The sequence below is a fragment of the Heliomicrobium undosum genome, from assembly GCF_009877425.1.
GTDB lineage: Bacteria > Bacillota > Desulfitobacteriia > Heliobacteriales > Heliobacteriaceae > Heliomicrobium > Heliomicrobium undosum.
The window spans coordinates 31,232-46,587 of the sequence record NZ_WXEY01000015.1 but is presented as its reverse complement, the minus strand read 5'-3'; the positions used below and the strand labels follow the sequence as shown (position 1 = coordinate 46,587).

At 55.7% G+C, this 15,356-nt stretch carries 18 protein-coding genes; all 18 read right to left on the bottom strand.

What is annotated here, in order from left to right; translation table 11 throughout:
- Positions 1-5 precede the first annotated feature (5 nt).
- The 18 genes from GTO91_RS12650 to flhF all read right to left on the bottom strand — a co-directional run bounded on the left by GTO91_RS12650 (position 6) and on the right by flhF (position 15,355).
- The gene (locus GTO91_RS12650; RefSeq protein WP_161259090.1) at positions 6-788 is read right to left on the bottom strand and encodes an isoprenyl transferase; all 783 of its coding nucleotides are present in this window, start codon (positions 786-788) and stop codon (positions 6-8) included.
- Positions 789-865: 77 nt separating this feature from the next.
- The gene (locus GTO91_RS12645; RefSeq protein ID WP_161259089.1) at positions 866-1,144 is read right to left on the bottom strand and encodes a hypothetical protein; all 279 of its coding nucleotides are present in this window, start codon (positions 1,142-1,144) and stop codon (positions 866-868) included.
- The gene (frr, locus tag GTO91_RS12640; RefSeq protein ID WP_161259088.1) at positions 1,144-1,701 is read right to left on the bottom strand and encodes a ribosome recycling factor; all 558 of its coding nucleotides are present in this window, start codon (positions 1,699-1,701) and stop codon (positions 1,144-1,146) included. Before frr ends, GTO91_RS12645 begins: the two co-directional genes overlap by 1 nt.
- Position 1,702: 1 nt before the next feature.
- On the bottom strand, positions 1,703-2,425 hold the full coding sequence (gene pyrH / locus GTO91_RS12635; protein WP_161259087.1) for a UMP kinase: 723 nt from the start codon (positions 2,423-2,425) through the stop codon (positions 1,703-1,705).
- Positions 2,426-2,554: 129 nt separating this feature from the next.
- Entirely contained in the window at positions 2,555-3,202 is a 648-nt protein-coding gene (gene tsf, locus GTO91_RS12630) for a translation elongation factor Ts (RefSeq protein ID WP_161259086.1), read from the bottom strand.
- Between the two features lie 134 nt (positions 3,203-3,336).
- On the bottom strand, positions 3,337-4,035 hold the full coding sequence (rpsB, locus tag GTO91_RS12625) for a 30S ribosomal protein S2 (RefSeq protein WP_161259118.1): 699 nt from the start codon (positions 4,033-4,035) through the stop codon (positions 3,337-3,339).
- A gap of 163 nt (positions 4,036-4,198) precedes the next feature.
- Positions 4,199-4,630 (bottom strand): endolytic transglycosylase MltG, encoded by a 432-nt coding sequence (locus GTO91_RS12620; RefSeq protein WP_161259085.1) that lies wholly within the window; start codon positions 4,628-4,630, stop codon positions 4,199-4,201.
- 91 nt (positions 4,631-4,721) lie between these two features.
- Positions 4,722-5,426, bottom strand: coding sequence for a hypothetical protein (locus GTO91_RS12615; protein WP_161259084.1), 705 nt, complete (start codon positions 5,424-5,426; stop codon positions 4,722-4,724).
- A 66-nt stretch (positions 5,427-5,492) separates the two neighbouring features.
- A complete protein-coding gene (locus GTO91_RS12610) occupies positions 5,493-5,816 on the bottom strand; it encodes a hypothetical protein (RefSeq protein WP_161259083.1) in 324 nt (107 codons plus the stop codon).
- A 40-nt stretch (positions 5,817-5,856) separates the two neighbouring features.
- Positions 5,857-7,503, bottom strand: a complete 1,647-nt coding sequence (locus tag GTO91_RS12605; RefSeq protein ID WP_161259082.1) for a DUF342 domain-containing protein — start codon at positions 7,501-7,503, stop codon at positions 5,857-5,859.
- A gap of 36 nt (positions 7,504-7,539) precedes the next feature.
- Entirely contained in the window at positions 7,540-8,340 is an 801-nt protein-coding gene (gene whiG, locus GTO91_RS12600) for an RNA polymerase sigma factor WhiG (protein ID WP_161259081.1), read from the bottom strand.
- Positions 8,341-8,379: 39 nt separating this feature from the next.
- Complete coding sequence (locus GTO91_RS12595; RefSeq protein ID WP_161259080.1) at positions 8,380-8,751, bottom strand: hypothetical protein; 372 nt, start codon at positions 8,749-8,751, stop codon at positions 8,380-8,382.
- A gap of 12 nt (positions 8,752-8,763) precedes the next feature.
- A complete protein-coding gene (locus tag GTO91_RS12590) occupies positions 8,764-9,243 on the bottom strand; it encodes a chemotaxis protein CheD (RefSeq protein ID WP_161259079.1) in 480 nt (159 codons plus the stop codon).
- Between the two features lie 93 nt (positions 9,244-9,336).
- Complete coding sequence (locus GTO91_RS12585) at positions 9,337-9,795, bottom strand: chemotaxis protein CheW (RefSeq protein ID WP_161259078.1); 459 nt, start codon at positions 9,793-9,795, stop codon at positions 9,337-9,339.
- Positions 9,796-9,807: 12 nt separating this feature from the next.
- Positions 9,808-11,916, bottom strand: coding sequence for a chemotaxis protein CheA (locus GTO91_RS12580; RefSeq protein WP_161259077.1), 2,109 nt, complete (start codon positions 11,914-11,916; stop codon positions 9,808-9,810).
- Positions 11,917-11,946: 30 nt separating this feature from the next.
- On the bottom strand, positions 11,947-13,089 hold the full coding sequence (locus GTO91_RS12575; protein ID WP_161259076.1) for a protein-glutamate methylesterase/protein-glutamine glutaminase: 1,143 nt from the start codon (positions 13,087-13,089) through the stop codon (positions 11,947-11,949).
- 77 nt (positions 13,090-13,166) lie between these two features.
- On the bottom strand, positions 13,167-14,054 hold the full coding sequence (locus GTO91_RS12570) for a MinD/ParA family protein (protein WP_161259075.1): 888 nt from the start codon (positions 14,052-14,054) through the stop codon (positions 13,167-13,169).
- Positions 14,051-15,355 carry a flagellar biosynthesis protein FlhF gene (gene flhF / locus GTO91_RS12565; protein ID WP_161259074.1) on the bottom strand — a complete coding sequence of 435 codons (1,305 nt, stop codon included), beginning with the start codon at positions 15,353-15,355 and terminating at the stop codon, positions 14,051-14,053. Before flhF ends, GTO91_RS12570 begins: the two co-directional genes overlap by 4 nt.
- Position 15,356: the final 1 nt, after the last annotated feature.

Sequence of the window (15,356 nt, the reverse complement as noted above, 5' to 3'; positions counted from 1 at the left end):
TCCTCCTAGACTTTGACTCCACCAAAGCGCCGGTCCCGTCCCTGGTAATCGACGAGCGCCTGGATCATCTCTTTCCGCCCAAAATCAGGCCAGAGGGTGGGTGTGACCCAGATCTCCGTATAGGCCGACTGCCAGAGCAGGAAATTGGAGAGCCGCAGTTCACCCGATGGCCGGATCAACAGATCGGGATCAGGCACATCGGCCGTGTAGAGGTGCCGGTTCAGGAACGCCTCATCGATGCGCTCGGGATCGATCTGTCCATCACGGGCCTGACGGGCGATGGCCTTGACCGCTTCGACGATCTCGATCCGTCCGCCGTAGTTCAGGGCCACGTTGAGGATCAGTTTGTCATTGTTTGCCGTATGGCGGACAGCCCGCTCCAATTCTTTCCGGGGATTTTCAGGCAATTCGGAAACTTTGCCGATGGCGCGAATCTGCACCCCCTTGTCATGGAGGGTGTCCAGTTCCCGCTGCAGGTACTCGACAAGCAAATCGAAGAGCGCGTTCACCTCGTCGGCAGGGCGCTTCCAGTTCTCCGTCGAAAAGGCGTAGACGGTAAGATAGCGGATACCGAATTCCTCACAGGTCTCCAGGACGCGGCGCAGAGACTGCACACCCGCCCGGTGCCCGGCGACGCGCGGCAATCCCCTGCGTTTCGCCCACCGGCCATTGCCGTCCATGATGATGGCCACATGCTGGGGTATACGATGAGGGTCAATTTTTTGGATCAGCGACTGCTCCGGCTCGGCATCCTTTGATCGGCCAAAGGGCCAAAACGATGGTGGCAAAGAGACCCCTCCCGTATATGTTCCCTATCTTTATAAAAAGCCGGGAGTGACGAACCCCCTCGGGGCCCCGAGGGGGTCTAGTCGACTCCATGGAATGGATAGCGGCGAAAGCGCCCATAGATAATGAGCAGTCGAGATGGTCCCGGACGCACTTGGATGACCCGTTGCACCGGAGCACCTGGAGCGTCCGGAGCACCCGGAACGTCCGAAGTGTCGGAATCGCCCAGAGCAGGTTCTGGGCCGGTAGGCTGAAAATCGGCGTCAATGCCTCTTTCTCCCAGTATCTGACCGGCCTTTTCCACCGTCACGCCGATCAGGTCCCGTTCCAATTGTTCCAGGTCCCAGAAGGCGGTCATCACACTTCCATGATCTCCGCTTCTTTGCGCTCGGCCACCTGGTCCACTTCTTTGATGTACTTGTCGGTCAGCTTTTGGATCTCCTCCTGGCCGCGCTTCCCCTCGTCCTCGGAGATGATGTGCTCCTTTTGCAGGTCTTTCACATCCTCGTTGGCGTCTCTCCGCAGGTTGCGCAGGATGACCCGGTGTTCCTCGGCTCGTTTTTTCACCGTCTTCACCAGCTCGTTGCGCCGCTCCTGCGTCAGTTGGGGGATGACCAAGCGGATCACCGAACCGTCGCTGGTCGGCGTCAAACCAAGATCCGATTTGAGAATCGCCTTTTCGAGGGCTGGCAGGACAGATTTGTCCCAGGGCTGGATCGTCAGCAATCGCGCCTCCGGCGCCGCGATGTTGGCCAACTGGTTCACCGGCGTCGGCGCGCCGTAGTACTCGACAGTCACCTTCTCCAGCAAGGCGGGGTTGGCCCGGCCGGCGCGGATATGCTGGTATTCCTTGCGCAGGGCCTCCACCGTCTTTTTCATCTTATCTTCCGTCTCTTTTTTGATCTCGTTGATCATGCTACTTCCTCCCAACCACCGTGCCGATTTCCTCTCCCATGATGGCGCGTTCGATGTTTCCCGGCGTTTCCAAGCCGAAGACGATCAGGGCGATCTGATTATCCATGCATAATGACGTAGCCGTCGAATCCATCACGCCAAGTCCCTGGTTGAGCACATCAATGTAGGTGAGTTCGTCGATCTTTTTCGCATCCGGATTTTTCCGCGGATCCGAATCATAGACGCCATCAACGCCGCGCTTGGCCATGAGGATCACATCGGCCTCGATCTCCGCCGCCCGCAGGGCCGCTGTCGTATCGGTGGAGAAGTAGGGGTTCCCCGTTCCGGCGGCAAAGATGACGACTCGTCCCTTTTCCAGGTGACGCATCGCCCGCCGGCGGATGTAGGGTTCGGCAACCTGGCGCATCTCAATGGCCGTCTGCACCCGCGTATGGACATCACGCTTTTCCAGCGCGTCCTGTAGGGCCAGGGAGTTCATGATCGTCGCCAGCATCCCCATGTAGTCGGCTGTGGCGCGATCCATGCCCTTGGCGGAACCGGCAACGCCGCGCCAGATGTTTCCCCCGCCGACGACGATGGCCAGTTCGACGTCGCACTTCTGTTTTACATCGCGGACCTGATCAGCGATGGAATTGACCACATCGGGGTCGATGCCATAGCCCTTCGTACCGGCCAGCGCTTCCCCGCTCAGTTTTAGGACGACCCGTTTATATTTCGGCTCCAATGGGGCGTACCTCCCCTTTTCACTTTATCCCTTCTACAAACGGAAAGAAAATCCTCTTCCCTGAAAAAACCGCATTTATAAAAAAGAGAACACAACGTGTCCCCTTTTTTCGTATTGCTTTTTTCTCGCTTACTTGTTGATTTCGGCCATGACTTCCGAAGCGAAGTCATCTTGGCGCTTGGCCAGGCCTTCGCCCAGTTCGAAGCGGACGAAGCGGCGGACGTTGATGTTCTCGCCAATCTTGGCCACGGCTTCGGTGATCATCTGCTGAACGGTCACGTCGGGGTTTTTGATGAAGGGCTGTTCGAGCAGGCAGATCTCTTTGTAATACTTCTCGACACGGCCCTCGACCATCTTGTCGACAATCTTTTCGGGCTTGCCTTCGTTGAGGGCTTGGTTGCGCAGGATCTCTTTCTCTTTTTCGATCTGCTCAGTCGGCACCTCTTCGCGACGGACATACTCAGGCTTGGCAGCAGCGATCTGCATGGCGATGTCCTTGCAGAGGGCTTTGTAGTCGTCGGTCTTGGCCACAAAGTCGGTTTCGCAGTTCACTTCGACGAGAACGCCGATGCGACCGCCACCGTGGATGTAGGACTCGACGAGACCTTCGGCAGCGACGCGGCTGGCTTTCTTGGCGGCGGCGGCCAGGCCCCGTTCGCGCAGGTAGGCAACAGCCTTTTCCATATCCCCATCGGTGTGGCCCAGCGCTTTTTTGCACTCCATCATCCCTGCGCCAGTCCGTTCACGCAGTTCTTTTACCATGGCTGCAGTAACCATGTTCGAAACTCCTCCTATTCGTATGACCTCATTCGGGTAGTATAACCCTTTGCTTCGGCCTTTAGAAGCCTATGTAAGGGGGGCGGCATCAAAAAAGGGTGACAGCGGGGTTTCCCCCGGTCACCCCCTTTCGACTACTGGGCGTCCGATTGTCCTTGGTTGCCTTCCATCACAGCGTCGGCCATCTTGGCTGTCAAGAGCTTGACAGCGCGGATGGCATCGTCGTTGCCAGGAATCACATAGTCGATCTCGTCGGGGTCACAGTTTGTGTCGACGATGCCGACCAGGGGGATCCCCAGGCGACGCGCTTCGGCAACGGCAATGCGCTCTTTCCGCGGGTCGATCACGAAAATGGCGCCCGGCAGGTCCTTCATGTCCTTGATGCCGCCGAGGAAGCGTTCGAGCTTCTCTTTCTCATGGAGAAGCTTGGAGACTTCTTTCTTCGGCAGGACTTCAAAGGTGCCGTCAGCTTCCATCTTTTCGAGTTCGCGCAGACGGGAGATGCGCTTTTGAATCGTCTGGAAGTTGGTGAGCATACCGCCCAGCCAGCGCTGGTTCACGTAGTACATGCCGCAACGCTCGGCCTCTTCCTTGACGGAATCCTGCGCCTGCTTTTTGGTGCCGACAAACAGGATTTTCTTCCCTTGGGTCGCCACTTCACGGATGAAATTGTACGCTTCATCAACTTTGCGAACCGTCTTCTGCAGGTCGATGATATAGATACCGTTCCGCTCCGTGAAGATGTAGGGCGCCATTTTAGGGTTCCAGCGCCGGGTCTGGTGTCCGAAGTGAACACCGGCTTCCAGCAACTGCTTCATCGAAATAACCGCCACAACATCCACCTCCTTCCAGGTTTTGCCCTCCGGTTGCTTCATTCCCCTCCCCCCACCCCGTTGCCAGGGCACCTGAGAAAGGGTCATCAACCGTGTGGAATTAATACACCATCAAGAATGATACCATAGATGCATAGGAGAAGACAAGAGAGAAAGTCGATATTTATCGCATTCCGACCAGGCGTTTGGCGATTTCCTCTTCCGCCAACCCAACCGACATGGAGAGGGTTCCGTCCTGGATCCGTGTGGCGTAGCCGTTTTCCACCAGATAGCGATTGAACCGTTCCGCATCAGCGATGACGCCGATGGCCTTCAGTTTTTGGGCCACCGTCTCCGAGGTGTCGCCAGAGGTGACCGTGATGGTCAGGCTAACCGGTTCATGCTTGGCGCTTAGCGATCCTTTAGAAGGGGAAGGCGGCGCGTCAATGGAGGCATCCTGTGCATCCCTTTGCTTTTGGACCTGCGGCGTACTCTCTTTCTGGGAAGCCGATTCAGCCCCCTGCGGATCTATGACCGAAAGGGTCGTCTGCGCCGGCTTGTCCGTCCCTGTAAACGATTGCAAGACGAGACCAAAGCCGAAAAGGAGCAAACCCAAAGCAAAGAGAACCCTCCCGTCTCTCGACCAAAAAGGTTGACGACCGGGAAAGGTTCTCTTATCTCCGGGGGTATAACCGCGGTTCACCCTCTTATGCCCTCCTACGAAGTTCACTTACCAACTGCACTTCCCCCTTGCCGAGATAAAGCAGTTGGGCGATTTCTCCATCATTTAGACCGATCCGTCGCAATTGGGGGATCAAATCATAGCGCTGGCTTTTGCTCCAGTGGCGCGGATCGCCCTCTCCCAGCGATTTCAGCAGTGTTTCCGCCCTGCTCATGGGGCTGCTTGACGCAGCGGCGCGGGCGCCCTGATGCTGCAGGTATTCCTGGATGTAGACCGGTCGAATGGGCTTGACTTTCTCGGCGCCGGATGCTTCCGGCAAGACAGTCTCCCGCCGGGTAGGAGATTCGTTTTGTTGAGAGGCGTCACACCCTCTGTTATCCCGTAGAGATCGGACTTCTGTCGGCAGAGACCGGATTTCGGTCCGCAGTGGAGGGACTTCCGTCTGCAAAAAGGGGACTTCCGTCCGTAGAGACGACCCATCCGTTTCGGCACTCTCATCCGCCATGGTCGACAAGGTCTCCAATCTTTCGAGCAACCTGCGAGCCGCTTCTACTTCTATTTTCAGTTGATCTACCACTTCATCGCCTGTCTGCATGGCCGCAGCCAGAAGCGTCTCCATATCCCTTTTCACCAGACGGGCTTCAGCCAATTGTTTGCGCAGGGTCTCCTGCTCCAGCTTTTCCCGCTGATTTTGCCGCTGCATGAATGACGATGTCAGACCGGCACCCATCAAGATGCATCCAATCCCTGTTAACAGCGTGCCGGAATCCACAGTTCATCATCCCCCGTTTTCTTGCTAAATGGTAATGTCCAGCATCCTGCCCCGGAGTGGATCTCCTGCGGGCGAACCGTCATCATGATTGTCGTCGCGTTCCTGCTTTCCCTTCTGTTCCCCTTTTGGCTGTCGCCGCTCTTTCGATCGTTGACGGTCCTCGATGCGTGATTCTTCCGACTGGGGCGATTGCTGCACCGTTTTTTGACGGTGTTCAGCTTGCGTCTGTGTCTGTTGCGCCACAAACTGCTGTTGCAGTTCCTGAGCCTGCTGTTGCACCTGTTGCAGCCTGCCCACCTCTGTCACCTTGGGCACGATCACCTGCATGTCGACGGGACGAATGGTCACCGGCGTTCACCCCCATCGTACCATGAATAGGCGCAAAAATCTAGGCGTAGGGTGTGAAGCGGAATTCCCCATTATCAATATAGACCGTCGTAAAATCGATGGGATCACGGATGCGCGTGGTGTACTGACCGATGCGGATGTTGACGCCCGGGTAAAGTCGGGCCGCTACGCGGATGCGGCCTTTGGCGACCTGTTCAAACTCAGCGTCAAAGGCCGCTTTTTCTGATGACAAGGCTTCTACGTCTTTGTACAGTTGCGAATAAGCCTGTGTCAGCTTCCAGAGCAGCATGCGCTTCTCCATGGGAAGTTGTCCCTGTCGTTTTTCCCACTCTTTCAATACGTTGACGGCTTTTTCCGTTTTATCCAAGTTGACGCAGGCGTCGTTTAGTTTTTTGGCCAATTCATTATAGGCGGCCCGTTTTTCGGGGCGAATGCCTACCTCAATTTCCGTCACAGTGGAGTGAAGCGAACCGACGTTTTTCGCGTGGATCTCTTCTCCGGCGCGGCACCGGCCGCCGACGATAAGTCCCTTCTTGCCGCCGACAGTGACGCCTCTTCCTGCGTCGACGGAGGAGTGCATGATTCCTTCACCGACGACGATGTCCCCTCCCGCTTTGACGGTGGCGTTTTCAATGAACCGTGTGAGCACATTGCCTTTGACGGTGATGATCGATTTTTGTTGGCCCTGAATCCCCTGACGGACGGTGAGGCTCCCGCCAACGGTGACAGCACCGCCGTCGATGGATCCTCCCACTTCCAGGTCGCCTTCACAGTTGACCTGAAAACCGTAAGTGACAGACCCGCGAATGACAATAGAACCAAGAAAGTTCAGGTTGCCTGAGGAAAAGTCCACATCGCCTTTGAGTTCAAAAACAGGATCAACCTGGATCTTCTCTCCGTTAAAATAGACATGGCCCGCCGTGCCTGCCATTAAGATGCATCCATCTTCGCTGAGCTGTGTGTTCTTCCCAGCCGGGATGCGCATGTCCTTGCCTGCTCGCGGCCGGATTTCCTTGCCCATCACCGTCGACCCCGCAATGCCTTCTGTCGGTGGGGTGCGGATGGCGAGGATTTCGCCGGGTTGAACGTTGCGGATTAAATTTAAATTGTAAAAATCGACCCGTCCATCTTCCAATTCGACAGGCCGAATCCGGGTATCTGTATTCACTTTATAATCAATCTTGGCGTTTTTCCCGTCCTCCGGAGGCTTCCCAACGGCTACGGTGACGCGTTGACCCGTTTGGATATGCGTAAGGGCGTGGCTGACTTTTTCTTCGTCAATGCCATAGATGACGCCAGCCTGCTCCAAAGCCTTTTTCGCTGCTTCAAGGGTGACGGCCTTCCCCCCACGGGGGGGGTAGACGATCAAGTAGGCCCGCATGCCATCGCGATCGATATCGACCTTGACCTGACCGTCACGGATGATCTCTTGCTGAGGTTCGGCGATGACAACGTTTTGTTCCATGCGAAAGACCGCAGTACGGATGACTTTCCCATCGGCGTTGCGGATCTCCCGTTCCTTTACCTCCTGCAAGACCTCCTCCACAGTTACCGCTCTTCCCTTGCCGACAGGCGGAAAGACAGAGAGAACAACGCCCTCCGAACGGTACTCGATTTGGAAGCAGCCATGACGGTTTTCGGAAACAGACGAATTGTCCGGAACAGTATCCATGCTAGAACCGCTCACACTCTCACCTCCGGAGGACCCAATTTGTCAACCCGTTCAGAATATTTTCTTCTTTTGCCTCGCCAATTGGCCTCTCAATCGTAAAACGGCTTTCGTATGCAACTGGGAGATCCGTGACTCCGATACGCCGATGACAGCGCCGATCTCTTTCAATGTTAGACCCTCATAATAATAGAGGGCGATCACCGTGCGTTCTTTCTCTGGAAGCTTGTCGATAGCCTGTGCGAGCAGTAGACGAGTCTCTTCAAATTCCAAGGCGGATGTCGGTTCTTCCACCTGCTCGTCAGCCAGCGAATCGATCAGGCGGACCGGATCTCCCTTGTCCGAATCGGTGAGCCAGTATTCGTCCAGGGACATAATGGTCGTCGCTTGGACATCCTGCAACAGTTTGGCAAACTCATTCAGGTTCAGTCCCAGCGCCTGGGCAACCTCCTCATCGGTGGCCTCCCGACCCAGCCGTTGGGACAATGCGGCGTAGGTTTTTTCCAACTCCCGCGTTTTTTGTCGCACCGATACGGGCACCCAATCCATCGCCCGCAGACCGTCCAGTATGGAGCCGCGGATGCGTGCGATCGCGTAGGTTTCAAACTTCAAGCCCCGAGCCAAATCAAATTTCTCTATCGCATCCATGAGACCAAACACACCGTAACTGATCAGGTCGTCCCGCTCCACATTGGGTGGGAGGCTGATCGCTAACCGGCCAGCGACAAACTTCACCAGAGGGGCATAAATCAGGATCAGTTCCTCGCGAGCCGCCGGATCCTTATGGTCTTTGTAAGACGCCCAAAGGGGACCTGTTCTCGCAGTGTCTTTCGCCGGTATAATTATCGTCTCCACCTACCCCGGTCCTGAAGTGATTGTTGGAATAGGGTCCGGTCAGTCATCCAACTGCATCTTCCGCACGATTTCCGCAGCCCGTGACGGATCGTCAGCCAGGAGCCGGTCCAGATCCGCATCAATCTGTCCAGGCACAAAGGGGTTCATCGAAGGAACCTGGACATCAACCAATTTTCCCTTGGGCGCCTCAGCCCCTGGCCGAGAAGAATTCTTCTCGTCTGCATGATCCTTGAGGATGCTATCAAGGTAATAGACGATAGCAAAAGTCAGGGCGCCGACAACAAAGGCGGCGCTAAAACTGCGTATCAGAAGAGCCGTCAAGGAAACGGAGGCGCTGAGGGCAATGATGGCGGTGAGCAGCCAGATGAATGTGGCAAAGGCGACAGGTATCCAAATTTTTGCCCCCCCCAATGTCCTTCCTCCCTAAACCGCCTTTTCGCCACGGTCGATGGTGCGAATGTGCAACTTGCCTGTCATCGTATCCAATTCAATGGTTCGTCCGAAATTGCCCCCCGTCTCCCGGGCCAAGAGCGGGATGTTTTCCTGTTTCAGTCGCTGAACGACAGCCTCGGCGTTGCGTTCGCCGATACGCATCACATCAGAGGCGCCAGGGAAGGAAAACATTTGCGCGCCTCCGGCAATTTTCGCGACCAAGCGGCTTTTCACGGCGCCCAGTTTGATCATCTCTTCCAAAAGGACGGGGATCGCCGTATCGGCAAATTTGGCCTTGTTTTCGGAACTACGAGCCTGGGTGGATGCAGGCAGCATGATATGGGCCAGTCCTCCGACTTTGGCAACGGCATCATACAAACATATTCCAATGCAGGATCCAAGACCTGAAGTCATTAAGTTGTCTGGCGCCTTCGATGCCTTCAGGTCGGCCATGCCCACCTTGATCAGCATGCCTCCATCATCCCTTCACACCTGCAGCCGCCATGAACGAGCACGATCCGATGCTCATGGGGCAGCAAGCGATGTTTCGATTCCTGCCGCGATTTACCCCTCTTCCGCAGCGGCGAGATCGATGATCTTTTCAAGATTGACGAGGATCAGCAGTCGCTCACCCAGTTTGCCGACACCGTGGATGAAATCAAGATCGACGCTTCCACATAGACCGGGCGGCGGTTCGACAGCAGTGGAAGGAATGCGTGTCACTTCCGATACACCGTCGACGATGATGCCCACGGTGATTTCTTTGACTTTGACGATGATGATCCGGGTCCGATCGGTCGTTTCCCGCGGCGGCAGTGAGAACCGTTTCCGCAGGTCAATCACAGGAACGACATTCCCGCGCAGGTTGATGACGCCTTCCACGTAAACGGGGGCTTTGGGCACCCGGGTGATGTTCAGTAATCGGTTGATCTCTTGCACGTAATGGATGTCGACGGCATATTCTTCACCAGCCAGGGCGAATGCGACCAGTTGAAGCTCATCGGAAAAATCCTTCTTTTCCACGGCCCTCACCTCCTAAAACAGTGTGCCGACGTCGAGAATCAGAGAAACCTGGCCGTTGCCCAGGATCGCTGCTCCAGCAATGCCGCCGATGCCTTGCAGCAGCTTGCCAGGCGATTTGATGACGATCTCCTGTTGTCCGATCAAGGAATCGACGATCAGGCCGGCTTTCTTTTCCCCCTTGCGGACGACGACCACATAGAGTTCTTCTGGCGCCTCGGCTGCTTTGGGCACTTCGAGGACTTTGTCCAGACGGACCAGGGGAAGCACGCTCCCGCGCAGCAGGACAACCTCCTGGCTCTGCACGTTTTTGATCTGCGTGGGGATGATGCTCGTCGTTTCGTCGATGGTGCCAAGGGGGATGGCGTAGATCTCCTCGCCCACATTGACCAGCAGGGCTTGGATGATGGCCAAGGTCAGCGGCAGGCGGATTTTGAATTTAGTTCCCGCATTCGGTTTCGTTTCGATCTCCACTGAACCGCTGAGTGATTCGATCTTAGTCCGTACAGCGTCAAGACCGACGCCGCGGCCGGACACGTCGGACACCTTTTCCGCTGTTGAGAAGCCTGCCATGAAAATCAGGTTGAGTGCGCCTTGATCATCCAACTGCTCCGCCTCTTTGGCGGTGATCAGTCCTTTTTGCACCGCTTTGGTCCGCAGCACCTGCGGATCCATGCCCCTGCCGTCGTCTTCCACTTCGATGATGACGTTGTTCCCTTCGTGTTTGGCCACCAGGCGGACAACCGCTTCGACAGGTTTTCCCTTTTGCCGACGAATATCGGGCATTTCCACGCCGTGGTCGATGGCGTTGCGGATCAAATGGACCAAAGGGTCGCCGATTTCGTCGATGACGGTGCGATCCAATTCTGTCTCTTTGCCCTCGACGATGAGGTTGATCTCTTTCCCCAGTTCCTTCGCCAGATCGCGGACCATACGGGGAAAGCGGTTGAAGACCTGTTCGATGGGCACCATGCGGACCTTCATGACTACGTTTTGCAGGTCTGTGGTAATCCGGTCGATATGCTCAATGGTCTCATTCAATTCGGTAAGGTTGCTTGTCGTGGAGATCTGTTCCAGGCGCGTTTTGTTGATGACCAGTTCACCGACGAGATTCATCAGGTTGTCAAGGCGTTCGATATCAACACGAACGGTCTGGCTGCCCTTTGTCTTGCGCACTTCCTGTGCCCCGGGACCAGCGGCCGGACGGGCTTTTCCGGAGGCGGCGGCATCATTCGCCAGTACGGCGTCCTGTTCTTTCTCTGAATGAGCAGCCACGTCGGTTTCCTGTCCTTCCTGGATGCGCACATCGCCGATATTGAGCGGCGTGATCGCCTTGACACGCACTTCAGCGATGGAATCAAGGGTCTTCCGGACGCTCACCTCGTCCTGGCGAGTGACGATGACCACCTGGAAGGATATGTCGAATTTTTCATCCTCCAATTCCTGGGCCGAGGGCACTGACTTGATGATTTCACCGATTTCCTCCAGGTTGCGAAAAACCATGTATGCCCGGGCGGATTTCATCACACACCCAGGCGCCAACTCCACTTGAATATGGTATGCGCTGAAACGTTTGCGCTGTGCTTCATGGAGCAATGTAAGATCGTACTGATTGATTTCGAAAGCGTTGAGGACTTCCGGTCCACCCAGGACCGGAATGGTCGCCTCGACCATTTGTTTCGGTTCGCTCACGCCAACCGCCTCCGGTTTTCTCACTTTGGGCGCTGCGGCCACATCGGCCAGTTGACCTTGACCTGCCTTGCGCAGTTGGGCAACCAGTTCTGAGATGTCCGTATTCCCTGCCTCACCACTGCTGATGACTTCCACCATGCTTTCCAGGGCGTCGAGGCAACGAAAAAGCAGATCGACGACGGCTGTATTCACGTTCACCTGGGATCCTCGAAGCACAGACAGGACATTCTCCATCTCATGGGTGAGTTCAGCGATGCGCTCAAAGCCCATCGTCGCTGACATACCCTTTAAGGTATGGGCGGAACGAAAGATCTCGTCAAGAATCGCCAAGTCCTGTGGGTTGTCTTCTAACTCCAGTATCTTTTGGTTGAGCGCCTGTAGATGCTCTCGAGATTCTTCCATAAACATGTCCATGTATTGTGACATATCCATCTCGTTCTTCACACCTCCATAGTTGCCGAACTATCTGTCCTGCAATGATTTTACTATCTCATCGGCGACGCCGGTTAGGGGGACCACTTTGTCAACACAACCTGATTCGATGGCTACTTTCGGCATCCCGAAAACCACACAGGTCGAGGCATCCTCCGCAATCGTGCGGCCCTGGCGACTCTTGATCAATTTCATTCCTTCCGTTCCATCTCCACCCATCCCAGTCAAGATGACTCCCACCATATGAGACCAGAATTGCTGGGCAACGGAAAGCATCATCACATCCACAGCCGGTCTATGTCCGCCTACCGGCGGTTCCTGGGTCAACTTCACCCGGAGTGTTCGTCCAGCGCCTAGCTGTTCCGCCACGGTCACCTTGAAATGATAGTCGCCCGGCGCGATATACACGACACCCGGCTGAATCTCTTCGCCGTCCTGGGCCTCTTTTACCTTCAGGACCGATGCGGCGTCAAGACGCTCCGCCAGCGAGCGGGTAAAACCGGGAGGCATGTGCTGTACGATGAGAACAGCAGCGCCGAGATCAGCAGGGAGTTTGGGGATGACCTCGTAGAGCGCCTTCGGACCGCCAGTGGACGTGCCGAGCAACACCAGTTTGTTTAGCCGTTGTGTTCCCATCGCCGGAGGCGTTTTGGCCCGAGCGACTGGCGCTGGAACCTGAACCGGCGCGGGTAGAACCGATGGGGTTGTTGATGCCGAAGGCGGAGAAATCGGTGGCTTCAACGTTCGGAAATCAACCACCCGAGTTCGAACTTTAGCGATGGCTGCTACTTTTAACTTGCCGATCAATTCCTGGCGGACCTTGTGGATATCCAGGGAGATGGCGCCCGATGGTTTCGGGACAAAATCGACAGCCCCTTTTTGCAACGCCTGCATGGTGGCGTCAGCGCCCTGCTGGGTCAAACTGGACAGCATGACAACCGGCATTGGTCGGGAGGCCATGATGCGTTCCAAGGTGGTTAGGCCATCCATGACAGGCATTTCCACATCCAGGGTGAGCACATCAGGAGACAACTGGCCGATTTTTTCCAAGGCATCCTGCCCGTTGCGCGCGGTTCCCACGACGACCATACCCGGTTCGGCAGCAATCATATCCGATATCACTTTGCGCATGAATGCGGAATCGTCGACAACCAATACTTTGATCTGCGGCATACGATCACTCCCGGACTATTCTGCCGTCCCTTTGTTTTTCTTCCACGCAGGCTTGTTTTTTTCCTGCCTGACCTGCTTTACCGAAAAAAGCTTTTCATCCGTTGAAACAACCGGGTGATCCCCCCTCCCGTTTCGGGCCGGACCGGCAGACTGCAGAGGGTTGCCGCCAACCGCGAAAGGGCCAGAGATGCCGGGGAGTGTTCATTTTGCAAGTAAAAGGGCATCTGAGACTTGACCGCTTTCGGTACCGATGGATCATCGGGAATCGTGCCGACAATCAAGATGTCTCGCTGCAAAAACTGGCGAACAGCCATGGATAATTTTTTTGCCACCATGTCGCCCTCTTTTTCATCATCGACCCGGTTGATGACCACGGAAATCGGCTTGCCTCGTTGCAAGGAGTCGACTGACTTGATCAAGCCGTAGGCGTCGGTGATGGCCGTGGGCTCCGGGGTGGTGACGACCAGCAGTTCATCGGCGGCGAATATATAGGAAAGAACGTTCCGGGAAATGCCGGCGCCCGTATCGATTAGAAAAATGTCGGCAGTACTCTCCATCACTGACAATCGGGAAATAAAGTCATCCAATTCCTTGGCGCTTAAATCGGCCAGTTCGGCAACGCCTGAACCGCCGGAAATGGTCTGGATCCCTTTCGGTCCAGTAAAGACCACCTCATCGAGTGTCTTTTCCCCGCGGATCACATGGTACAGGTTGTAAGGAGGCACCTTCCCTAAGATCACGTCGATGTTGGCCATACCCATGTCGGCGTCAAGGATCATGACCCGCATTCCATAATCGATCATGGCCAGACCAAGATTCAGCGTCAGGTTGGTCTTGCCGACGCCCCCCTTTCCGCTTGATACGCAGATCATCCGTGTCGCTGGTGAGTCGCCTCGAATTGTCCGTTCCGTCGTCTGCCGCATGTTGTTCATCATAATCCGCAGCTTTTCGGCTTGATCTTTCATTGGTTCGTCTCTCCATAGATCAGATTGGACAGCTTTTTCGGGTCGGCGACCTCCATATCATCGGGCACGTTCTGCCCGGTTGTGACGTAGGAAAGCGGTTTGCCTGTTTTATGAATCAAATTCAGGATGGAACCGTAATGATTTGTCTCATCAAGCTTAGTAAAAAGGTAGCGGTCGATGTTCATCCGGGAAAAGCCCTCGGTAATTTGGAGCAAATCCTTGAATTTTGTCGTAGCCGATAGAACCAGGATGGTGTGGCTCGGTTGACTCTGTTCCACATAGGCAGCCAGTTCTTCCAATTGGCTGTCGTTTTTGTGGCTCCGCCCTGCCGTATCCACCAAGAGCAGTTCCTTGTCCTTGTGACGTTCGATGGCGGAACGCAGCGCCTGGGGCGTGAAGACGACATCAACGGGAACGCCGATGATGTCGCCGAAGGTCTTTAACTGATCCACTGCGGCGATCCGATAGGTATCCGCTGTGATTAATCCCACTTTGCGCCGGTTGACGATGGAAAAGGTGGCTGCCAGTTTAGCGATGGTCGTTGTCTTACCTACGCCGGTAGGACCGACCATCATGACCACTTCCTGGCTTTTTCCAGACTCGGGTATAAAAATCGGTTGAGGTTGTCCCAAAATGGACTCCAACTGGGCCAGCACGAGCCGGCGCACTCGCTCAGGGTTCCAGTCGTTTTGGCCGTCATTGTTTTCAAAGATCTGCCGAATAATCTGGCGAGCCAAGGTCTCATCGACTTCATTTTCCACCAGTCGCTTGTGGGCCGTATGCAGGTCGACGGGAAGGTTTGCGTCCCCTTCGTGCAGTCGTCCGAGGATCTCGCCCATCAACATTTTCATCTGTTTGAGTTCTGTGTCTATGACGCCCTGGCTGGTTTTTCCTTCTGATTCACCTTTTTTTGCGATGTCCCCGCCAGGCGCATGCCCCGCGCCGGCCGTCACGTCAATGGGGCGAAGGGTACCGCCGGCGCGGGAGGGTCCGGAAGGGTTAACAAGCGGTGGGAGCCTAAGGGGCTCGCCGTTTCCAGATGGTTCGCCGGATCGTAGCAATCCCTGGGGCTCATTGGCTTTGGCAAGGCCGACAGGTTCACGTGGAGCAGCCTCCCGGGCGATGACGGTGCTGTCTTCCACCGCGCCGGTGATTTCCACCATCTCCCGGGAGAAGAGTCCCAAGATGCCACCCTCTTTGATCTTCCGGGTGTGGAGGATGACGGCGTCTTTGCCCATTTCCTGCTTCATTTTGTTCATGGCTTCCTGCACCGTCGGCGCGACGAATCGTTTGACCCGCAAG